The 22,512-nt window shown below is 41.2% G+C and carries 15 protein-coding genes and 1 tRNA gene; 10 read left to right on the plus strand and 6 right to left on the minus strand.

Annotated elements, in window-relative coordinates; translation table 11 throughout:
- Window positions 1-6: 6 nt before the first annotated feature.
- From FW759_RS07655 to FW759_RS07670, 4 genes are read left to right on the plus strand one after another with little or no spacing between them, the layout of a single operon-like run.
- The gene (locus tag FW759_RS07655) at window positions 7-990 is read left to right on the plus strand and encodes a TRAFAC clade GTPase domain-containing protein (RefSeq protein ID WP_289048634.1); all 984 of its coding nucleotides are present in this window, start codon (window positions 7-9) and stop codon (window positions 988-990) included.
- Window positions 977-1,804, plus strand: coding sequence for a TRAFAC clade GTPase domain-containing protein (locus FW759_RS07660; RefSeq protein ID WP_413501511.1), 828 nt, complete (start codon window positions 977-979; stop codon window positions 1,802-1,804). The genes FW759_RS07655 and FW759_RS07660 overlap by 14 nt, the downstream gene beginning before the upstream one ends.
- Window positions 1,801-4,290 carry a GAP1-N1 domain-containing protein gene (locus FW759_RS07665; protein ID WP_446442631.1) on the plus strand — a complete coding sequence of 830 codons (2,490 nt, stop codon included), beginning with the start codon at window positions 1,801-1,803 and terminating at the stop codon, window positions 4,288-4,290. Before FW759_RS07660 ends, FW759_RS07665 begins: the two co-directional genes overlap by 4 nt.
- Window positions 4,287-5,315 (plus strand): phosphorylase family protein, encoded by a 1,029-nt coding sequence (locus FW759_RS07670; protein ID WP_289048631.1) that lies wholly within the window; start codon window positions 4,287-4,289, stop codon window positions 5,313-5,315. Before FW759_RS07665 ends, FW759_RS07670 begins: the two co-directional genes overlap by 4 nt.
- Window positions 5,316-5,555: 240 nt before the next feature.
- On the opposite strand, the gene FW759_RS07675 is transcribed toward FW759_RS07670, so the two are convergent.
- The 3 genes from FW759_RS07675 to FW759_RS07685 all read right to left on the minus strand — a co-directional run bounded on the left by FW759_RS07675 (window position 5,556) and on the right by FW759_RS07685 (window position 11,959).
- Window positions 5,556-6,947, minus strand: a complete 1,392-nt coding sequence (locus FW759_RS07675) for a GIY-YIG nuclease family protein (RefSeq protein WP_446442632.1) — start codon at window positions 6,945-6,947, stop codon at window positions 5,556-5,558.
- A complete protein-coding gene (locus tag FW759_RS07680; RefSeq protein WP_446442633.1) occupies window positions 6,901-9,102 on the minus strand; it encodes a DEAD/DEAH box helicase in 2,202 nt (733 codons plus the stop codon). The genes FW759_RS07675 and FW759_RS07680 overlap by 47 nt, the downstream gene beginning before the upstream one ends.
- Window positions 9,103-9,172: 70 nt before the next feature.
- Window positions 9,173-11,959, minus strand: coding sequence for a class I SAM-dependent DNA methyltransferase (locus FW759_RS07685; RefSeq protein ID WP_446442634.1), 2,787 nt, complete (start codon window positions 11,957-11,959; stop codon window positions 9,173-9,175).
- Between the two features lie 166 nt (window positions 11,960-12,125).
- Between FW759_RS07685 and FW759_RS07690 the strand changes: the two genes are divergently transcribed.
- Both FW759_RS07690 and FW759_RS07695 read left to right on the plus strand, forming a co-directional pair.
- On the plus strand, window positions 12,126-12,605 hold the full coding sequence (locus FW759_RS07690; protein ID WP_201508718.1) for a hypothetical protein: 480 nt from the start codon (window positions 12,126-12,128) through the stop codon (window positions 12,603-12,605).
- Between the two features lie 494 nt (window positions 12,606-13,099).
- Window positions 13,100-14,314: a competence protein CoiA gene (locus tag FW759_RS07695; RefSeq protein ID WP_201508719.1), complete on the plus strand. Its 1,215-nt coding sequence runs from the start codon at window positions 13,100-13,102 to the stop codon at window positions 14,312-14,314.
- A gap of 574 nt (window positions 14,315-14,888) precedes the next feature.
- On the opposite strand, the gene FW759_RS07700 is transcribed toward FW759_RS07695, so the two are convergent.
- The 3 genes from FW759_RS07700 to FW759_RS07710 form a co-directional block, all read right to left on the minus strand.
- On the minus strand, window positions 14,889-16,166 hold the full coding sequence (locus FW759_RS07700) for a tyrosine-type recombinase/integrase (RefSeq protein WP_201508720.1): 1,278 nt from the start codon (window positions 16,164-16,166) through the stop codon (window positions 14,889-14,891).
- Between the two features lie 182 nt (window positions 16,167-16,348).
- A tRNA-Leu gene (locus tag FW759_RS07705) sits at window positions 16,349-16,435 on the minus strand.
- A gap of 147 nt (window positions 16,436-16,582) precedes the next feature.
- Entirely contained in the window at window positions 16,583-17,356 is a 774-nt protein-coding gene (locus FW759_RS07710; RefSeq protein WP_062844254.1) for a ferredoxin--NADP reductase, read from the minus strand.
- Window positions 17,357-17,801: 445 nt separating this feature from the next.
- Between FW759_RS07710 and tsaA the strand changes: the two genes are divergently transcribed.
- From tsaA to FW759_RS07730, 4 genes are all read left to right on the plus strand, one after another.
- Window positions 17,802-18,650 carry a tRNA (N6-threonylcarbamoyladenosine(37)-N6)-methyltransferase TrmO gene (tsaA, locus tag FW759_RS07715; protein ID WP_446442635.1) on the plus strand — a complete coding sequence of 283 codons (849 nt, stop codon included), beginning with the start codon at window positions 17,802-17,804 and terminating at the stop codon, window positions 18,648-18,650.
- Window positions 18,651-18,793: 143 nt separating this feature from the next.
- Window positions 18,794-20,581 carry a GspE/PulE family protein gene (locus FW759_RS07720; protein ID WP_446442636.1) on the plus strand — a complete coding sequence of 596 codons (1,788 nt, stop codon included), beginning with the start codon at window positions 18,794-18,796 and terminating at the stop codon, window positions 20,579-20,581.
- Between the two features lie 161 nt (window positions 20,582-20,742).
- On the plus strand, window positions 20,743-21,531 hold the full coding sequence (locus FW759_RS07725) for a TatD family hydrolase (RefSeq protein WP_446442637.1): 789 nt from the start codon (window positions 20,743-20,745) through the stop codon (window positions 21,529-21,531).
- Window positions 21,532-21,764: 233 nt separating this feature from the next.
- The gene (locus FW759_RS07730; protein ID WP_062844258.1) at window positions 21,765-22,448 is read left to right on the plus strand and encodes a TetR/AcrR family transcriptional regulator; all 684 of its coding nucleotides are present in this window, start codon (window positions 21,765-21,767) and stop codon (window positions 22,446-22,448) included.
- Window positions 22,449-22,512: the final 64 nt, after the last annotated feature.

The following is a 22,512-nucleotide window of genomic DNA, read 5'->3' on the forward strand; positions in this document are numbered from 1 at the left end:
CGAGACATGGCAAAGCGGAGATGTACTAAAAAAGGTTGCTATGCACCTGACGATATATGTATTGAACTCGCGGGCCCTCTGCACGAACTATGTGAGTTTTTCCTAAAAGAAGAAGTCACGGAAATATCAGCTAAAACTATAAAAAGTACGGTTGCTGCTACATCCATTCCATGGACGGGAGAATGGTTGCATCCTGAACAACTCGACCTTCTAGCACATAGGGGAAAACCCAAGATTATTGGTTTGGTAGGATCGTCTGGGGCAGGTAAAACTACCTACCTGGCCATGCTGTATTCGCTGCTATTCAACGGTAAGCTCATTGAAAACTGGGACTTTGCCGGTAGCTATACGCTGAACGGGTGGGAATTACAGGCTAAAACATTGCAAGTTCAGGAAGATGGCACGGTTCGAAATCCAGATGCCACGCCTTCCAATAAAGATTTCTACAGCCTCTACCACCTGGCACTACGCCACGATGGTTTTTTACACGATATCTTGTTTGCTGACTCATCAGGCGAAGTATTTTCAAAATGGGCAGATAATGTGAACGACCCTGCTGCTGAAAATGCCCGTTGGATTTATGGTAACGCTCATGCCTTCCTGTTTTTTGTTGATTGCGAGGCAATTGTTGAGCAGCGGGGTAAGGCGAAACGTGACATCATTCAATTAGCGGAACAGGTCAAAAGCAGGGTTCGAGGTAGGCCAGTGGTGATCATATGGTCGAAAGCTGACCTAGCCAAGAATATGCGTGAAAATATTGTAGATGCCATTGAACAAAGCCTGTCCGAAACCTTTCCTGAGGCTACCTCACTGGAAATTAGTAATTATTCGAAATCTGACTCCGACCAGTTATGCCATGTTAATAATATAAGCGTTGCAGAGACGGTGCTTAACCTACTGACCAACCCGCAACCACTGCGTATCGCACCTGCATCTATTCAAACAAATGATTTTTTCTTTTTATATCGAGGCAGCTATGGCAGTAAATAACGAAATATTGATTATTGGGCCGCCTGGAACAGGAAAAACTACCTTCCTAGCACAACTATACGGTCGATTATTGGAGAAGAAAGGAAAGCTACAATTGGCTTCAGCACCTGAGAATATAGATGGTATAAAAAGTGCTTATAATAAACTTGCTGATGGGAAAGAAACAGAGCCAACTCCATCAACAGATAACTTGGAGGTCAAAATACCTGTCATATACGAAAGGCAGGAGTTCGTGTTACATTGCAAAGATTATGGTGGGGAACAGGTACGTGACCTCGTAGCATTAATGGAGTATGACAAAACATGGATTGAGCGAGCGAAAACAAACGACCGTTGGATTCTCTTTATTCGCCCCTCAGAAATTGAACAACGCTTCGACTTAAGTAAGAAGGGGTATGCCGAAAAAAATCAGAAAGAATCGGATTTATCAGTACTCGGTACTTCCAATCAATCCCAATTCATCGAGCTAGTGCAGATACTACTGCATGCACGTCGCACAGGAATGAAAGATCCTATTGATACACCCCGGTTGGTTATTGCATTGACCTGCTGGGACGAGCTGGGGACTGATTTGACACCAGAAGAAATCTTGCAGCAGAAGATGCCGCTGTTCACGCAGTTCATTGTGGCTAACTGGTTGCCAAGAGCCTTCAATATCATGGGTGTATCCGCACAGGAATTTCCGCTGAAAACGGAAGAGGACCGCGACAAATACTTGGACGATATGCCTGAAAATTTCGGTTATCTGGTGTTGGACGACAACCCGAGGGAAAAAGATCTGACCCGCCTCATCGAAAAAGCTCTGACCTTATGAGTATTATCCACCAAGCTATATACGGAGAAGTGCTAGGGAAAACCTCCGGGCATGGTTTGTTGGCTGCATCCGATGAAAAAAATAAACTATTCAGTCGGGCAAGCGGCTACACTGATCTGGCCGATCGACCTGAAGACGGAGTTTTATCCAGCTTTGTGGTACGTGGTTTATTTGTTGAAGATCACTTTCTGCTGATTAAGACGTTTCCCGATAGAAGCCCTGGGCTGCGTTCTGGACGAGTTTTTTCGCATGCTCTATTCATACCAAAAACAGACCTGCATCAAGTAAGTAATCTCAGTAACCTTTTTAAATACCACCTAAATAGTATTCAAAAAGAAGTGAAAATGCACTCATTTGAATACGTCTCGCAAGAAGCTAATACGATTATGAAAACCGTGGACGGAAGGGAAACCGCCGCCACCAATGCTTTGTTGGAAAATCAGCCATTTGTTTGGCTAGGTGAGGAAGGTTACTGGGAATGGATAGACCGAATTTGGGATAAGTTACCAACCAGAGAAAAGCAAAACCTAAAAATTGGAGCGGCATTTGGCCCTTCTTATGTGAAAAACGACTGCCTCAATCTACTATACATTCCAGAAGATGCCGAAACTTTATGGGAAAGGAATTCTTTTCGTGTAATAGATAAACATGAATCACAAAGCCTACAATCCTTAGCCGCAAGCTGGCTGGTAGAAGATGCTGAAAATACAGCTTCCTTTGAAATGTTATTCGATGATTTCAGTCCAAAAATTGATTCCATAGAAGCGCTCAATAGACTTGCCTATTATGGTGAAGTCTACCATAAGCTTGATAGTGACCCTGAACTTAACCGTTTATTGGTCTTGGCTAATTTTATTTCGAAAGTTAGTCTCAGTGAAAAGGTTGGGGTCAAAGGAAAAAATAAGCTAATGAATGCTATTATTCAAGCAATTCCCAATGCACCTATAAATTTGATCATAGCTCTCCAATACCAGAATTGGGCAGGCTTTCCAAATGCAATACGTCCTATTACGGATGCACTGAACGATTTGCTCAACCACCACCTTCTTAAAGGCAAGAAAGCAAAGGAGTATGGAGCGGTGTTGGTAAGTGCACTGGAAGCTGATTCGACAAACTGGTGGGCCAGCACGGTTTTGGGCTATACACGCAACCGTCTAAAAAAAAGACAATCTAGCGATGCCCAAATTTTTTGGCAATGGATTGGAAAAGAACCTACGTTGATTGCCCAACACACTTACTGGTTGCCAAATGATGCTGAAAGCGAACTGATCAAAAAACTTCCACAGTTAGAAACAGCTGTTGCGGAAGCGGTCTTGAATATGGCTGAACAAAAGGACTGGCTTGTGTTACACGCAAAAGTGGCTGCACAGCTTTATTCTGCAAAAAACGCTATCGAGGTTCAGTTGCGTATCGATACTGATGAAAATCATACTCGAGCGTTCCAAGCTCTTTCCGAATGTATCAAGAGTAGCTCATTTGTATCCGAAGCTGCCGGTCACACCGATGCTCGCTTGCACCACATCGCTGGAAAGTTAATTACCGAAAACAGCAATTTAATGAAAGGTATCGATATTACCAGTGAAGGTTGGCAGAATTGTTGGCAAGCCGCTATTGAGCAAGGCAGTGAAGTTTGGCTAGGTATTTCCAATCCACAGTACATCTTATTCGAAATTCTTGATCATATGCTGGCCGGAAATTCGTTTAACAAAACTCTATTAAATGCAATAAGTATTGGAAAGTTTAATAGTCTAAAGGACTATCCACAGCGGGCATCTATCTGGCCTGTACTGCCTGAAAAAGCACGTTCAGAGTTCGTTAGTACAACGCTTGTCGAGCTAATCATTGAGTGTGCTACCAGCAAATTTAACTATAAAGATCTCGAATCTGAGTTAAAGAAGGAGTTACAATCGCAAAAATTGCAAAATTTTGTCATGAGTAGTAAAACCATTCCTCTTGCCAAGAAACTAAACCTGTTCGATATGTTACCGGGTTTGGGAGAACACCACGCACAGCAGTTGATACGGAATAATCACTTTTTACCAGCAGAAGCTGAAGAATTTGGTCGGCTTATTTCTAAAAACCGTTGGATAGCGGTAGTTGAAGAGCTGTATGATAATCGCATTCATAGAAACGATCTGTTACCGACTTTATTACGAAGCAGCCACTTACTTGGGCTTTGGCAACGCTTTGCACTTTCTTCCAGTGGATTAAAAGTAGATGCAATCAGTTCAGAGGAATGGTGGGATGAGTTTTTAAGAACCACACTTGTGCTATTCCCAAGCGGGCCAGATGAAAATGGATTGTGGGTTAGTTCGGGGGGTGACTTGTCACAACTTCAAACAACAGGTACGGGCCGGGAAAAGTGGAGTTTTGCTGTACAAATCTTACGTAACAATGGAAAACCAAAAGTAAAGAAACTTCTAAGTAAGATGAGCGCTATTTATACTGATAACGAAATACTCGGAAAACTACAAGAGACTTTATGAACAAACCTATTTTAATTCTCACTGCTCTTGAAGTAGAGAGATCGGCAGTCGAACAGCATTTAAAAGACATCGAGCCTATACTACATCCTACAATTGGCACCGACTACACCAAAGGCACCTACCGCTGTAACGATCGAAACCTTGATGTGATCGTTGCACGTACTGATCAAACCAACGTTAATGCAGCTATAGAAACTGAACGTGCCATAGCTCATTTCGAACCGGAATATGTCTTTTTCGCAGGTGTGGCAGGTGGTCTGAAAGATGTAGAAGTTGGAGATATTATTATTGGTCGGGACGTTTACGGTTTTGAGCGAGGAAAGACAGGTGATAACAATTTTAAACCACGTCCACAGTTTGGTGCTTCTTCATATGCTCTGGAGCGGTTGGCCAGTCAGTACGCAAAAAGTACTGCTTGGAATCAACAAGTTGAAAATCTACTGAACTCGAATTTTGCTCCCGTCATTCGAACTTTCACCGGAACGATTGCTTCAGGTGAAAAGATAGATGCCTCCATTAATTCAGATCTTCATAAGTTTCTTAAACAAAACGCTAGTCATGCCCTTGGTATAGAAATGGAAGGCCTCGGCTTTCTGGAAGTCTGTCGCATGCGCCCGCTTATCAAAACCTTACTGCTTCGCAGCATCTCCGACCTAGTAGATGGCAAAAGTGATATGGACGGTAAGGGATCTCAGTTCTACGCTTCTGCAAACGTAGCTGCCTTTTTGTTTGGTCTACTGGAACAACTGGATTTTTCAGATATAACAACCGAACTAACTCGAGAGCAAAAGCTAGTTGAAATTATGTGTAAGCTTTATCCAGCGGGATTGAGAGACAACCAAATCTGGATAGCAGCAGGTGGTGATTTATCTTTAGTTAATCTAGGCCAATCAGGCAGAGGACAATGGGTTGAAGCGATTCGAACATTAAAGTTAGGTGGGGGAGGTAAAGTGAATATGGAAAGTTTGATTAAAAATGTTGCAGAAGAATATAGAGATAATAAAGATGTTAAAGAATTACTGTAGCTTAGACCGAAGTATTCCACAAACCCCGAGCTTAACAAAGCCACCTGAGAAATCTTATTATTAGCCATTTGTAGTGAAATCCTTGTATGGAAAGGCTCAGATGAACTAGTGATATAGCATTTTCACATTTTGGTAAGTAATCAGTACATCTATAAATGCGATTTGCAGACCCGCAATGTTATAGGAAATCACATCTAACAATTTTGAGTTATGGATGTAAGTTAATTCTAAAAACGCTCATTACTTCAAAACCACCTTGCCAGCCGCACCATCCATTCGATAGTTTTTAATGTCCCCGGCGATGACCAGGTTAATGGCTTTCTCAATCTCATCAAGGGGAACGTTGAACCACTCTGTTGCCTTGTAGAGATTATCGTTTGCTGCTTTTAAGGATACTTTGACTCTTTGATCATAGAAGAAGGCATGCAGTACACCTTCCACACTACGAGCATTAGCATCATATACCTGCCACTCAGCAATGATATCTACGGGCTGTTGCAAGAAGGCAGTATCTCTAATCGAGTGCTTAGTACGCGCCTCTCCTGTAAGTGTTGAGAAACCAACTTTATGCAGGTGTTTATAGTGCGCTAAGTTGTTTGGCGTATCAGTCAGCTTAGCAACATAAATGACACCAGTAAGCTGTCGATCATCTCCGAAGTTTTTGGCCAATTCATCATCCATCCAGTCAGGATCAGTAATTAGCAACTGATAGCTGTTTTCATATTTATATTGAGCAGTAGCTAAAGAGCGAATGAGCATGTTCGACTCAGTACCGTTAGCAAACACCAGACGAAGTCGCTGCTGGTTACGCTCATTCTTTCGGTTCTCTGCTTGGTATATATCCGCCACATAACACAAAATCCCATTTAAAACGAAGACGCTGCCAATATTGATATCTTTCACTGATGAAAAGTTGGTTTTAGTAAAAGACCCCGTTTGAATGGCTTGAGATATACGCTCAAAGGTTGCCTCAAACTTATAAAAGTCCTTACATTCAAAGCGAGTTGCTATTTCTTCATCATCGTACTGGTCATAAGTATTGCGAGAATTGAGCTGACTATCACTGACTAAGATTTCAGAATGAATGTTGTCAAAAATCCCTAGGTCATCACTGTTGAAAATATCATCTAGACTATTAATAACAGCTGGCTCGCTAACAGCCTCGGTTACCGGTTCAGCTTCTTTAGTGCTATCGCTGATTGCGTTTTCAGACCCATCCTCCTTATTGCTCACGCTTTTGTCTGAGAGTGTCGGTTTGTCGTCAGATAGGGTAGACGCCGTACTTTGAGTAGCTAGTAAATCATGCTTATCTAAAGCTAGCAGTTCTTGCGATTTTGCGTGGTTGGTTTGTATGGTAGCTAGGAGGCGAGCATTTATCTTTTCACTGATATCGTTGGCACTGCTACTAGGCACGCGTCCCTGTTGATCGATAAAAAGGTTGATAGTGTCAAACTGCTGCGCTAAAACGCTGTTATTCGCCGAGCTTTTGGTGACAGGCTTTATATCATCTAGTAGGCCAGTACTGTCATTAGAAAAGATATCTTCTAGTGTCTTGTACTCACGACTTTGATAGATCTCATCAAGTTTAATCATGACTATTGGCTTCTCGCTTGGCTTTTTGGTTTCTGACATAGGAGATAACTTCAGTCATGCGTCGTTCGATAGCATCCTCTGAGTTTCTATTAGGCTCACGTCCTTTATTCTTGATAAACGCAACTATCTTTGGCCACATTAGTACCGCTTCGGCCTCGGTTACGGTAGAACGGCTGGCATGCACGACGTCATTGATGGTCTGTAAGACTTCTTTATCGACGGTTCTAGAGAGAACTTCATAAGCATCATGAAAGGGGTTAACCGATTTAACAAGATCAATGGGAAGGTTGTTTACATTGACAAACTTACTGCCAACCTTCACAAAGCCGTTGCTAGGATTTGAGTCATTGCTACTGCTTGATTTGGTTTTAGGGTTATATATTTTTGCGTCAGCTGGCAGGTGGCGCTCTTTAATAATGTCGTTTTCATTGAGCTGACTTTTTCGTTCAGCATTTAGAGTAGCGATATCTACATACTCAGTGCCTTGCTTAATGAAACAGCGTTCATTTTCGATGATGGCATCTTCAGGAATATCCTTACCTTCAACCAAGCCGCCTTGGCGGTTGATGGCCATATACTGCATGACGCCTTCTTGTACTTGCCGTACCTCATCAGTGTCTAGCGCTGGATACTTACTACGAATAATACTAGGGATGACGGAGTCTGATACCGCTTCAGTCTCGACATTATTGGTTTCGGCGGCAATATACTTTTTGACTGTCTCAGTGTTCTGAGTGAGCTGGGCCAATATCTCATCGCGGTCTTGGTTTAGTATATCCATGACTCGATCAGAAGGAGGGTTTACGCTGTCATCAATGATAACCGTACCTGCCGGCAAGTCCTGCGTCCCTAATAGATCTATCTCACTGCGGCGTTTAAAGTTGATGTTAGGTTTGAGCACTTGCTCCATGAGTAGCGATAGAGTAATGGCTTTTAATAAGTCATTAACAGAGCTTGTCACGGTTGACTTATCCGCTTCCGGTTCAGCGATCAGGTTGGTAAATTGGGCATGGTGTTTGCCCGCGCTATCGCGTGTTGAGCGCCCAATGATCTGCACCACCTCAGTTAAGGAACCGCGATAGCCAATCGTTAATACATGCTCACAATATTCCCAGTCAAAGCCTTCTTTTGCCATACCAAGAGCGATGATGATATCCATCTGATCACGAGAGGTAATATCCGCTAAGTAAGCCTGTGTATTGACCCTTATGGCATCATCAGTGACTAAGTCTGCGAGTAGTAATTGCTTATTATCATGTGTGCGTACGGTGATGACCCCAGTCTCTTCATCGCGAGACTCAACCTCACCTATGATGTCGATAATGCGGCCAACAGTTTCATACTTGTCTGTCTCAGCAGTTAAGCTATTGACGTTCGGGATATGAATAATGGTCTTTTTACTGGTGTCCAAGCATTCATCTAAGGCATCAAAGAAGGATTTTTTATAAAAGTGATAGCCAAGTCCCAGTGACTTTAAGTGTTCATAACCGTTTAGCTGTTCATAGTAGGTATAAGTGACTTTATCGAACTTTTCTTCATCGCTATCTGACAAGATAGGTACGGAGTCGCCACGGAAATAAGAACCAGTCATCGCCACAATGTGTGCGCTTGATTGCGTCATAATGCCATCGAGTATGGCACCCAAGCGATTTGAGTCATCTGCAGAGACGTGATGGAATTCATCAATACCGATAAGTACATCGTTAAATAGCTCAATACTGCCGCCATCTTCGATAACCTTATCAAAGCCATATCGAAAGCTATGATGGGTACAGACTAATACTTGGGGTAGGGAGTCGTGATCGCTATTCCCGTTGATAAACTCTGAGAATATCGCAGTCTTGCGCGTATCACTTTGAGCAAGACTTAAGCATAAGTTATAGCGGTCTGCCACCTCCCAATCGGCAAAGAAACCAAAGTCGCTCAGCGGCGTTGATTTAAAGGATTTACCGATACTCATCTCTGGGACGGCAATAATGACCTTTTTGATACCTTGATTGATTAGCTTGTCGAGTGCCAAAAACATCATGGCACGTGACTTACCAGAGGCGGGTGGCGACTTTATCAGCAAATACTGGCTATTACGCTTCTCGAACGCACGTGCCTGCATCTCACGCATGCCAAGCTCGTTGTTCTTTTTACTTTGACCAGTACGAGCGTAATTTTGGTTTAAAATATTGACCGTTTGAGACATGGTTTACTCTACTTACTATATGCAAAAAGCTTAATTTTGGGTTTTACTGCTATGGTTTATAAGCTAAAAGCTACTTAACTTTCTTTTGGGTTTTCTTTTTACCCTTACTCTGCTTTTCAGCTTCGATTAGCTGCTCATAACGTGCCAGCAAATGTGCCAAGCGCTCTTCGGTATTGGCAAAGCCTTGCGGGCGATACAGCTTGTCCACTGCTTCATCGAGATTGCTATGCGCTTGCTTTAAATCTTCTGGCATCTTATCTGGATCGTACAACTCAGCTAAAGTCATGCCAGCATTGCTGGCTCGAGCAAGTAGGATTTCTTCGGCAAGACTTTCAATGTGCTGTTTCTGTTCGTCAGTCGCATCAGGGAAAGGGAAGGTATTGTAGACGATGGTTCCAGAGTATCTATAGTCGCTTTTTAGGCGGCCAGCAACTAGGCGCATCCAGTCGTTATGTGCTAACGAAGTGAGCATACCGAAATCAAAAATATTGCCATCAGGAATTATCTGATTTCCATCAGAGGATATTGTGGATTTATTAAGAAAGCCAACAGGAATATAACGTCGGCGTTCTGAGGATACTCTAGGAACAAGAATATAGTTTTTAGGATTTCTTGTATCTCTAAACTCGTGAGGTCTTTCAGCCAGTTTATTTGCCCCTCCATCCTTGCTTGCTAGGCGCATTTCCTCGGTTTTATTCACTCTGTTTTTCACCAGTGGTAAATTATCTAGTTCTTCGTCTGATATATTAACTAACCAAAGGCAATAACGTTCTTTAGCATTTAAAAACTCAGCAGAGCCAAGTAGCTTTTTTATCCATTTTTCAGATGCTGGTTCTTTACTGATTAATTCATCTTTTTCTTCAGAACTTAATATTAAATTTCCTCCATCAACTGGCTTATTACCATAAACCATTTTTGAACCATCATGGATGGGAGCTCGTTGGCTTTGAACAGCGATATTTGACCCTTTAATTAAATAAGGGCTAATATTAGAAACAACTTCACTATGCCAAGTTTTATCAATTAATTTAAAGATTAATTTTTTGCTATTAGGTTTTGCGGATAAGCCAATAATCACTACGTGTACAGCCGCATTATGTTTGGCGTTATTACGCCATGGAAATGTTTGATAAGCAAAGCTAATATGAATGCCCAAATCAAATATATATGGAAATAACATTGCCACTTGCTCACCTTGCGCAATTGAGTTGGTTGATACCAAGGCAAGCTCAGCATTAGAGTTAGCAATATATTGTGAGCCTTTCCAAAACCATGAAGTCACATAGTCAAGCGATTTAAAGTTTTTAAGCTCTTCAAACACCTTTTCCATATCTTTTGACTGTTCATCATTACGACTCCCAGTACCACCAAACGGCGGATTACCAATAATATAAATCTCATCACTGCCGTTATTTGGACAGACCTCATTCCAATCAATACGTAAGCTATTGCCATGAATGATATGCCCACTGTCTTTCAGCGGCAGCATTGGCTGGGATACACCGAACTCCTGCTCGCACAGCACATTCATTTGATGCTCAGCGAGCCATAGTGACAAACGCGCTATTTGACTGGCAAAGTCGTCATACTCAATACCGTACAGGTTATCTAAGCTGATCGCGCTTTGAAAGCCTAGACCTAATAGATTGTCATTAGAGCCTAGTAAATCGCGTTGTGCCTTTAATATATCGATTTCTAGCTTACGTAGCTCTTTATACGCAATGATCAGAAAGTTGCCTGAACCGCAAGCCGGGTCAAATACTTTGATTTGGCTGATACGGGTAAGCAGGGCATCTAGGCGTTCGGCTTTATTATTCTTATGGCGATTGTCATGACTCAATGCTATGACTGTATCTAGCTCTTCATGTAGCTCATCTAAGAATAATGGCTGTATGACCTTCATAATATTACTAACGCTGGTGTAATGCTGTCCTAAGCTGCCACGCTGCTCAGGGTCAATCACCGCTTGAAACATCGAGCCGAAAATATCGGGGTTAATCTCGGCCCAGCTCAAACGTGCGCACTCAAGCAAGATACGGCGGGTACGCGCATCAAACTCCGGGATGGCGAACTGATATTCAAATAAGCTGCCGTTCACATAGGGGAATGCACTTAGATGAGTGGGCTTGGCATGACGTTCTGCACTAGACTCAGGTAAGTCTAAAACCTCAAACAGCTCATACAAGACGCTATCGACGTCACTGCCATCTATATTGGTGGTTCTATCAATCACATCATAGAACTGATCTGCTTTAAAAATACCAGTATCTTCGGCATAAAAGCAAAATAGTAATCGTGTTAAAAATATATTGAGCGCATGTAAGTCATCAGCAGTATTAAACTCATTGAGCTTGCGGATGTGGTCAAACAAGCGACCCATTTTCTCTGACGCTTGTACATCAGCAGGGTGCTCTGAATACTCGCGCGCACGCTCTAGGCCGGCAAGTGGCAATAGGAAGTGGTAGTTCTTATAAAGATCGGTAAAGTCGCAGTCAAGCGTCTCATCATATTTAGTATCGTTAATCAGTACGGTGTTGAAGTCCGTTACCATCACCATACGGATTTTGTGCTGATTGATGATTGGGCTGTTCATTACCTCACTTAGTGCTTTAGCAAGGTCTTGACCTTCCTCTACAGGCTTAAAGTAGATACGATGCTTATTGGCAACCTCGCCAGCCTCAGGATTGGCTGCGACGTTAAAACGACCGTCATTCTTTTTAAGTGAGGTTATCGTAGATTTTGAAACATCTAGCAGCATTAGAAAATCATATATAAAGTCGTCTTTTTTATTCTTATCAATGACTTTGGTGGTTAATTTTTCTAAACCTTCAAAAAACTGAGTTTGGTTAAATGCCATGGAAATCTCTGTAGATAAATTACTAGTTTAAATAAGTGGGCTAATGTGCAATTATAGCGCTATCTTATCGTATTTGAAGGCTTAAGTGTTCTGAAAAATAGGGGGTATATAGTATCTTATTGCTTATGTAGTCGATACGCTACAAGCTTATTAACAAGGGTTAATGATGATAGTTGGTACTAAGTTTCAGGGTGATTCTACTCGTATTGCAAAGATTCAGCATGATTGCTATGGAGAAGCATTGCGTGTCATATTTAATTTTTCTGTTCAAAAACATCGTGAAGCTGAAAGGGTAGTTGCTGTTCGCACTGAACTGAGCGACTTACGTGATGAACCTAGTAGTTTTAATGATCATAGGCCTCTGCAGTGGCTTCATGACCGTATGGCAGCCGCGTTCCGTATGGAGTATTGTCTTAATGCAGATTTATTCACTTATGTGATACCCGATCCTCATACACCCGCAGAAATTACTACTTTTTGGTTTGACTTTCTAAGAAGAGAGCTGGCGAAAGTATTTGCTAATCATTTAGAGCTACCTAGATTGATACTTACCGCTGCTGCCTATCCTAATCCTAATCCCAAGGGATCAGATGCAGAGGACGAGATTTATAGATTAACCAAGATTCTATATCCTGAATTAGAATAGATAAGTGTTTATCCGTTAAAATCATATACTAACTTTTAGTTCATATTTATTAGTTTTATAAACTATTTTTTCATCTTTAGTCTAGGGCTAGCGTGTCTTCAATTGGATAAGCTATAAGTAATAGTTACAATACCGCATCTATTGAGTCGCTACTAAAAATACAAGTTATTGCAAGAAAAGCATTAACAGAAACGCTTTGAGATCAAACCCCAGTATTCACAACGTTACCTAAGTAAAATACTAAATCAGATGAAGGCTTAGGAGAAGATAAACCCTAATTACGTGCAATTATCTTATAGTCCTCTGAAAATAAAACTGTTATAAGTTTAGACACGCTACTGGTATAAATTTTACTTGCGTGCTGCGTTCCTAGAGGCTGCGCAAAATTCATCCCAGTAGCGCTATGTTATTTTTAAAGCGTATTCACTATAGAAAGCATGAGCATATGTAAGAATGAATTGCTAGCTCAAGAGTCAAAATAATTAAGGGTCAACATGGCTTTTATTTGCATAAAAAATGATGAAAAAATCTATAGTTTTATATATAGCTTAAAAGATTGGATAGTTTTAAAAGAAGATAAATCGTCCAGTTTCAATATGGCTTGCTGTGGTAATCAGGCAATACTAAAGACAAGTAAGCTAGGTACGAAGTTCTTCGCTCATAAGGCAAAACCTAAAGACTCTAACTGCTCGACTGGTGGTGAAACTGCCGAACACATGCATATCAAATATCTTGTTATGAAAGAATTGGATAGAAACGGTTGGGTTGTAGAAGTTGAAAAAGCGGGGCTTACCCCAAGTGGTGAGGAGTGGATTGCTGATATTTATGCAGAGAAAGGCAAAGCTAAGATTGCCATTGAAGTGCAATGGAGCCCTCAAGCTTTTATAGAAACAAAACGCAGACAAGAAAAATATGCTCAATCAGGCGTAAGGTGTGCGTGGTTGCTTAGAAGTGGCTCAGTTAAAGATACTAATGCAATTACAGGCGATTATGCCTATAGTACGAAAGACATACCTGTATTCTCTATTTATAGAAATAAGACGCAGGACAATCAAGCTTATATGATCTATAACGTGAATAGGCTAGACAGCAACAGTAGTCGGTACAACCACCGTTCATTTAAGCCTATTACGCTACCATTAGAGAGTTTTATACAAAGATTGGTGTCACAAGGCCTAGTTTTTATACCTTATGAGCGATTCACCTCTACAAAGTTTAGATTTAAATCCAATGGTATCACTGAGATGACTTTAGGGGTGAGTAAAGACTCTTGCGCTAAATGTGGTTACTCCAATCCGATAATTTCTGAGGTGAGATATAAAGAAGACTATAAAGTACGTTCTAAGAAAATAAAAAATTGTAGCGATAAAGAGCTTAGAATTATTAATACGCATTTTTCTAAGCATTATGTTTTTTCACCCATAAAAAAGGTGCGTAGTGAAATACTGAACAAAGTTTTTATAGTCAACACTTGTGTTGAATGTGGTTTTGTCATAGATAGAGATGGTCAGTATAGTACCTATTTAAAAAAAAATTTCACTAAGCCGCTTTTTATAAAGCATTTAGGTCTTAATACAGAAAAATTCTATACTTCGAATACAACTCTTAATACGGAATGTGTCTACCGTGTAAACAACAGTTTTAAAATCAAATATAACGAGAGTTTTGAGTTTGGTAAATGGGTTACTAGAGATAGTGAACCAGTTTAATCAGGATAATTGGCATATATGATTGTTTATAAAAAATCATAAAATGTAATTTACTACTGTAGATTTTGCAATAATTACTAGATCTCTTGCATAAGTCATTGCTAGCCTTCGTAACTCCGTCAGTGGAAGTCAATGAACTGGTACTTTTGCAAGAGATCTACTATATAAGTTTGAAAGCAATCAAACGTAATCCTTTTGCCATACTGCGTCTTTGCAAACCATACAACACCAACTATCTTGAGCACGCATATATAGGATATCTGCTGGCATCTCTACCGGGCAAGCACTTGCGCAGTACTCACAGAGCACATCATCTAAACAAGCGTAACATTGAGCAATCGTCTCAAACAATAGATTTGAGCTGATTCTATATTTATGACATAGCATTCGTACATGTTCAAGATAATCCTCCTTATGATCATATGCCCAATAGTCGACACAGATTCTTTCGTCTCTAATATTCTGTGTCATACTCAGTTCAAGCTTAATACCCATAATATATCTCCTAATCAAAATGTCGTTATATGTTCTATCGATTAGTTAGTTGTACAGAACTTTAAAAAATTATATGAAGTTATGTCTGCAAGAGGCTCTTAATTACCTCATCTTGAGTCATTCCAATACGCTTGCAATAAGAATCTTCAATCTCGTCTAAAGCTTCACGCAATTGTCGCTGTGATACTTGTATGTATTGTAATGTCACATCATCACTAGATTTAGCCTCACGATGATTTAGCAGTCTCTTGAGCACAGGGTAGCTTACATTGAGACTATTGGCGACAGTGCCAAATGTACGGCGTAAATCGTGAGGGGTAATATGCATGCTAGCCTTATTTGATATCGAACGGTAACTACCGCTCAAATCCTTGACATGGTCATCATTTCTCTGCAAATCACTCGGAAATACCCAATGCTCTCCATAGCTCAATCTAAATCGTTCACTGAGTATGGCTTGAAGTATTTTTCCAGTTGGCATATGGTAATCAGAACCATTTTTAGTGGCTTTAAAGACAATGCGAGCAGCGTCAAGGTCTACATCTTCCCATCTTAGTGATTGCGCTTCATTTAAACGAACACCAGCAAACATAAAAAGCAATAAAATATCGCGAGCGTTATTACTATAAGGTGCTTGTTTAAATGAACTACCGTCTCGGTGCTCTATCAAAGTTTTAAAATATACTCCCAAATATTCCTCCTCAACATGGTGAGTACGAGGTTTAATTTTGTTCCAATCATTTTTGGCATTCAGTATTCGAATGGGTTGGTCCTTTATTATGTACTCTTCATCATCATCTAAGAAGCTATCTTGACAATAATTCCATACTGATCGAAGAGCTCGCATAGTGGCATTTGCCTGAGCTGGACTAGACTTACTTATTTGCTTATGTTTTTCACTTATCATAGTTTTAGTTATATCGTTTAAAGACACTTCAAGCCAATCATCAAGTCGACCAAGTATCTGTTGGTCGTAAGTCTCAACAGTACGGCTGGCAAGATTAGGTTTCATAGATTTAAAGTAGATATAAGCTTCATTTAGTGTTGGCACGTTAAAATCTGGTGTATCTTTTATTTTTGGAGTAGCGTGATAGCTATCATATACATCAAGTCCCTTCTTTATGTTGACCATCATTGTGCTGGCTTTTTCACGAGCTTCAGTCAAAGTGATAAGGTGTGTTTCTTCAACTTCGTCACGATAGAGCTTACCGTTAATGCGTTTGTGAAGTGTGTATCGCTTAGATTGTTTACCCACACGAAGTGCGAAGCCTGTTAATACTTCATCCATGTAAATATCTGTGCCGCTTGAGGTGTATGCTACTGAATCAACAAACTTCTTACTAAGCTTAACTTTCATATCTCATCCGTACCGCATTATTTATCGTGTTAATAATACTATAATACGTTAAATAACAGATGCATCAAAGTATCAAGATAGTATCAAAATTTTATTTGATACTATTATTACTCGAATAATTTATAAATAATTCACGCAATAAAAAACCCTCACAATCCATAGACTGTAAGGGTTTCGTATATTGGTACCAGTGGTCGGACTCGAACCGACACGCTTTTAAAGGCAACGGATTTTGAATCCGTCATGTCTACCAATTCCATCACACTGGCATATAAGGAGATAACATCTAATGTAGAATAGAGATTATCGAATTGGGTTACAGGGTTAACTCTGTATAGGCTGCGTATTATAGCAGCCTATTTTTAGCCGTCAAGAATTATTTTAAATTATTTTCGACTGATTTACCAAAATACCTATTATCCAACAAACGCACGTTCAACAGCATAGTCTGCTTGTACACCCATACGTGGTGATACGGTCAAACCAAAATCATCCAAAATGGTTGAAACATCTGCGTTAAATGGCATGCTGCCGCATATCAAAACACGGTCATCCTCTTTATTGATTGGTGGCAATCCAATATCTTCAAAAAGCTTGCCTGATTTCATCAAATCCGTCACACGACCTTGATTTCTAAATTCTTCACGAGTAACGGTAGGGTAGTAGATGAATTTTTCGCGATACCATTCGCCAAAGATTTCGTCATTAGGAAGCTCGTTTTCGAACATGTCGCGATAAGCCAAGTCTTCTGCGTTACGTACCCCATGTACCAAAATTATTTTTTCAAAACGCTCATAGACTTCAGGATCACGCGCCAATGCTAAAAACGGTGCCATGCCCGTTCCTGTTGAAAGCATGTATAAGTGTTTGCCAGGTAGCAAATCGTCTAGTACCAGCGTACCTGTCGGCTTTTTACTGACCAATAACTCATCGCCAACCTTGATATGCTGTAAGCGTGAGGTCAGAGGGCCGTCTGGAACCTTAATAGAAAAGAATTCCAAATGATCTTCGTAGTTAGGGCTGGCAATTGAGTAAGCGCGTAATAGCGGTCTGCCATCGACAACGATTCCAATCATCGCAAACTCGCCATTACGAAAACGTAAGCCGTCGTCACGAGTGGTTTTGATACTAAATAGAGAGTCATTCCAATGATGAACCTCAGTGACCGTTTCGGTGCGAAGTTTTGACATAAAGTCCTCGTCAATAAGTTGCTATCTGTGTCGTTAAATTAAATGAGTATGAAATGTATTTTTTTCAATGTTACATTAAAAATGATAAATGATATTAAAATGATAAAAAGGTATCGAGCCTTGATGACGGTATAAATTGTTGTTTTTAAAACATCAATTTTGCAAGCGTTCACTAATATCACATATTCATTGACCAAAATCTGAGCGCTATTCTAACATTTTATGTGATGTTGTCAGTATGTAGAGGTGGCTTGAAGGTCTATAGAAAGGTAAGCAATTAAACGGCTGTCATCGAAGCGCTCGCTCATAATACCAAACTTTAAAATAAAAATCCGTCCAGTAGCAGCAATGCAGCATGATAAAATGGAATATCGTTAGCGAGTAATTTTGTAAGATTGGGCAGTTTTGCTTGATAAAAGAGCACGGTTATTTACGGAGGAGGTTTATGTCTAGTGAAAATGCGTCTCAAAGTGATGGTTATCACGCACCAATTATTGGCTATCATCGTGCGCCGCTGCCGCAAAAATTTGGTGCGCCAAGACAGCCAAACTTGGTAGCACTGACCAGTATTATTGAAATGTTAGCGCCTTATGATGATCCGGCCGCTTTTATTGGTATGGAGGCGTTTAGTCATATTTGGATCAGTTGGCATTTTCATCACAACTATATTAATAAAAACAATAGTCGTGATAAAACAGACACCCGTTTTCGCCCGCAAGTACGTCCTCCTAGGCTCGGTGGTAATCAAAAAATAGGTGTATTCGCCAGTCGTAGTATGTATCGGCCTTCTGCCTTAGGATTGTCTGTGGTGAAGCTTGAACGTATTGAGATCGTAGAAGGACGCGTATTACTGGTTATTAGCGGAGCCGATATGATCGATGCCACGCCAATCATCGATATCAAACCTTATGTCGCTTATAGTGATACCATTGTTCACGCAGAAAGTGGCTTTGCCCCATCAGCCCCTATACTGTCGGAAGTGATGATCACTGAATCTGCTCACGAGCAGTTCATGGGTTTGGTGAATATCGAGCAGAACAAACAATGTACCGATAACGCCACTGGGGCAGAGCTTAATACAGTCGCCGCGCATATTCATCAAATACAGAACCAGTTGCTGGTCTCTGATATGGATGCGATTAAAGCGCTTATCGCTCAAGACCCACGTCCAGCCTACCGCCGTGATGATACAAAAACGGCGTTTGTGATGCGTTATAAGTCTATCGATGTGATGTTTCGGTTGATAGAATCAAAGCATTTACAAATAACTGATGTGGTAGAGGTGAGTGTGTAGCGCTAGAATCGACTCGTCGCACTTACTTATTAGTCGCTTGTGAATGATAGAGTAGTGATTGATAAAGATTTAAACTGACATTTGTCTCTAATTACATTCATATCTTTACCGAAATTCGTTGCTAATAATACAAGAAGAAAAATATGTCTGTTCAAAATTATTCGATAGTGATTGATCTGCGTTGGTGTCTCGATGAGTTGTTGGCAGATAAAGTCATTGATCAGCGCGGTTACAACCTAGTTATTACCAGTCGTCGTGATAAAGCGCAGCATCCATTGATTACCATCAGTGAGTTTGGTTTACCAAATGGTCATGCCCTTGAACCAAACGCTGAGACCAAATTGACCCTTGCGTGGTTGAATCAGTGGTTGGCCAGCAAAGCAGGTATGACACTGGTTCGTATTGATCCCTTAAAAGTGGATGTTCCTGCTGCGACTCAGTTGATGTCCTTTGAATATGCACGCTCGCAGCATATCTTACCGATTGAAGTGAAGAATGATGAAGTGGTCATTGGGACAGATCAGCCATTTTATACGGACTGGCAAGCAAATATTGAAAAGCTCGTTAAGTCTAGAAACTATCGCACGGTTTATATCAGTCCTGACCAGATTCATCGCTATCGACGAGAGTTCTATCAAGTAACCCAAGCGATTGCAGGGGCAAATAGTGTCCATAAACGGGCGGCAGCGGACGTCACCAATGTCGAGGCATTATTGCAACTGGGTGACAACACCAACCCCGATGCCAATGATCAGCATATCGTTAGAGTGGTTGATTGGCTATTGCAGTACGCTTTTGAGCAACGCGCCAGTGATATTCATCTAGAGCCGCGTCGTGAGACAGGTAAGGTACGTTTTCGTATTGATGGTGTGCTACATACCGTTTATGAGATGCCGCTGGCAATTATAGTGGCAGTGACAGCACGTATTAAAATCTTAGGGCGACTTAATGTTGCTGAAAAGCGTAAACCGCAAGATGGTCGCCTTAAAACCCGTACACCAAAGGGGTTGGAGACTGAGCTACGTTTATCGACCATGCCAACAGCTTTCGGTGAAAAACTGGTCATGCGCGTGTTTGATCCTGAAGTATTGGTACGCTCATTTGCTCAGCTTGGGTTATCTGGCAAGCAGCTTGAAACATGGCATGAGTTGACTGCCAATCCTAACGGTATTATCTTGGTTACAGGTCCGACAGGCTCAGGAAAAACCACCACTTTATACAGTACGCTCAAGCAGCTAGCCACTGAGCAAGTCAACGTCTGTACAATTGAAGACCCGATTGAGATGATTGAACCAGCCTTTAACCAAATGCAGGTCAATCCTGGCGTCGAGTTGCATTTTGCAGATGGTATTCGATCATTAATGCGTCAAGATCCTGATATCATTATGGTGGGTGAGATTCGTGATGCCGAAACGGCAAATATGGCAGTACAAGCCTCTCTGACTGGTCATTTGGTACTATCGACATTACATACCAATGATGCGCCAAGCTCGATTACTCGTCTACACGATTTGGGCATCCAGCCGTTTTTAACGTCAGCGACTATTTTAGGAGTGATGGCTCAGCGTTTATTACGGACGCTATGTCCACACTGTAAGCAAGCAGTAGACGTGGCGCCTGATAGCGAGATTGCCATTCAGTGGCAAGAGTTAGTTCAGCCTTGGCGTTCGTCATTACCTACTCAAATCTATACGGCGCAAGGTTGCGAGCACTGCCGTCACACCGGTTATCAGGGTCGTGTGGGTCTGTACGAAATCATGCCCTTATCCAATGAGTTAAAAAAACTGGTCGCGGCTGATGCCAATTTAGACGTACTCAAACAGCAAGCCTACCGAGAAGGCGTACAACCACTGCGTTTGTCTGGCGCAAAACGTATTAGCGAAGGAGTGACCACCATAGAAGAGGTGATGCGCGTCGTACCATTGCACTGATTTCAAGTAGTTATGAATTTAAGTAGTTATAAATAGGCTTGATAAATAAGGTACTTTTAATTTACTTGAAAACAGCCGTCTTTAGGGCAATACATACCCATAACATTTTTAATTTTTAACTCAATTTTGCTATTTATCCATTTTTATTAACGAGAGAGTATATGTTTACTGATACCCATTGCCATCTGAATCGTTTAGATTTAACCAAATACGATGGTCAATTGTCTGGCGCAATAGATGCGATGAAAGCCGCTAATGTCACTCGTGCGATGGCGATCATGTGTGATTTTAATGAATATGAAGATATTGCCAAGATTGTTAGCACCTATAACAATGAGACGCTCAATCTGGGTATGAGTGTGGGTATCCATCCTTGTGAAGATATTCAGGTCTTGCAATCAGCGACCGTTGAGCGATTGATAGAGACGGCCAGCAACGATTACGTATGGGCTATAGGAGAGACAGGGCTCGATTATTACTGGTCGATTGAAAACAAAAAAGAGCAACAAGCCAGCCTTGCTCGTCATATTCATGCCAGCCAACATTTAAAGAAACCACTCGTGATACATATGCGTGATGCCAAAGAAGACACCATCGATATCCTAAAAAGTGAGGGCGCTGAACATGGCATTATTCACTGCTTTACTGAAGATTGGGAAACCGCAAAACAGGCATTGGATTTGGGGTTTTATATCTCATTTTCAGGTATTGTAAGCTTTAAGAGTGCTCAAATGATTCAAGACGCGGCACGAAAAATGCCTAAAGACAGAGTACTTATCGAAACGGACAGCCCTTATCTAGCGCCCGTACCCAAACGTGGTAGACCGAATGAACCCGCTTATGTACCCTATGTGGCAGCTTATATCGCAGATATGTATGGCTGTAGTGCCGAAGAGGTAGGCAAACTAACTGCAAAAAACTTTGAAAATTTACTGGCACAGTATCATTAAAATCGTTATGCTATGACCAATCAGTCATTTATCAGCTAGCCTTGAAACCTCAAGTGCTAAGCCATTCAAATGACAAGTATAACCCTATGGTTGTTAGTCACTATTTCGCAAATATAAGCATATCCTCTGTTGTCGTTTTTGAGCCGTTTTTGCATGGATTCATACTTGCATTGCCCATGCTCTAATCCACACAACGGTCGTATGTCCAATCTTGTCAGGTTTTAGGAGATGTTATGAGTCGTCAGCACCAATTCAAAGCACGAGAAGAGAATATCTTAGCGATGGCAGAGCAACTGCTACTTGAGTCGGGCGATGGTGATATCACTTTAGACAGTTTGGCAGACCAGCTTGATTTGGCTAAAGGCACACTATATAAGCATTTTTCCAGTAAAGATGAGCTTTATTTGCGTATTATTATTCGTTATGAGGAGCAGCTGTTTGCGATTAACCGTATTGACGACTGTCCATCGGCAGGCGTAGCACGAATGATTTTTCAGCAGCTATTTAATCCACAAAAAGCGATGTTACTCAATCAAATTGAAGAACGCTTGGCGGCATCGGTGACGGGTCTCAATCGCTTGTTTGGCGAGTTATATGATATTCGTCGTCAACGTATGAAGCGTTTGATTGACATCATTAGTGCTTATCTAAAAGACGAACACAGTAGCCTAAGTACTCGTGATTATTTATCTTCTATTTGGGCAATGGGTCAAGGTGGGGCAGGATTGTTGAACTCGAGCTTCTATCAGCGCTATTTGGGTCGCCGTGATACCCTACGTTATGCTTTTGTGCAGCAAATGCTTGAACTGCCGAGCCACTATCCTGCTCATGAGGATGAAGTGATGGATGAGGACATGCAAGAGCTGGTAGAGCAAATCGATACTGAGTCAGAAGAGCACCGCAACACCAGTTACTAATATCTTTTTCAACGCGTTAATCATATAAATGAGCGCGTGCAAGAATCTGTGTCGTCGTACAGGC

The organism is Psychrobacter sp. 1176_08 (assembly GCF_052850615.1).

Coding starts and splice junctions, on each gene's coding strand:
- FW759_RS07675 (WP_446442632.1), bottom strand. CDS start 6,947: ATGTCAGAAACCAAAAAGCCAAGCGAGAAGCCAATAGTCATGATTAAA.
- FW759_RS07720 (WP_446442636.1), top strand. CDS start 18,794: ATGTCTGTTCAAAATTATTCGATAGTGATTGATCTGCGTTGGTGTCTC.
- FW759_RS07655 (WP_289048634.1), top strand. CDS start 7: ATGGCAAAGCGGAGATGTACTAAAAAAGGTTGCTATGCACCTGACGAT.
- FW759_RS07685 (WP_446442634.1), bottom strand. CDS start 11,959: ATGGCATTTAACCAAACTCAGTTTTTTGAAGGTTTAGAAAAATTAACC.
- FW759_RS07670 (WP_289048631.1), top strand. CDS start 4,287: ATGAACAAACCTATTTTAATTCTCACTGCTCTTGAAGTAGAGAGATCG.
- FW759_RS07665 (WP_446442631.1), top strand. CDS start 1,801: ATGAGTATTATCCACCAAGCTATATACGGAGAAGTGCTAGGGAAAACC.
- FW759_RS07700 (WP_201508720.1), bottom strand. CDS start 16,166: ATGAAAGTTAAGCTTAGTAAGAAGTTTGTTGATTCAGTAGCATACACC.
- FW759_RS07730 (WP_062844258.1), top strand. CDS start 21,765: ATGAGTCGTCAGCACCAATTCAAAGCACGAGAAGAGAATATCTTAGCG.
- FW759_RS07680 (WP_446442633.1), bottom strand. CDS start 9,102: ATGTCTCAAACGGTCAATATTTTAAACCAAAATTACGCTCGTACTGGT.
- FW759_RS07725 (WP_446442637.1), top strand. CDS start 20,743: ATGTTTACTGATACCCATTGCCATCTGAATCGTTTAGATTTAACCAAA.
- FW759_RS07660 (WP_413501511.1), top strand. CDS start 977: ATGGCAGTAAATAACGAAATATTGATTATTGGGCCGCCTGGAACAGGA.
- FW759_RS07695 (WP_201508719.1), top strand. CDS start 13,100: ATGGCTTTTATTTGCATAAAAAATGATGAAAAAATCTATAGTTTTATA.
- tsaA (WP_446442635.1), top strand. CDS start 17,802: ATGTCTAGTGAAAATGCGTCTCAAAGTGATGGTTATCACGCACCAATT.
- FW759_RS07710 (WP_062844254.1), bottom strand. CDS start 17,356: ATGTCAAAACTTCGCACCGAAACGGTCACTGAGGTTCATCATTGGAAT.
- FW759_RS07690 (WP_201508718.1), top strand. CDS start 12,126: ATGATAGTTGGTACTAAGTTTCAGGGTGATTCTACTCGTATTGCAAAG.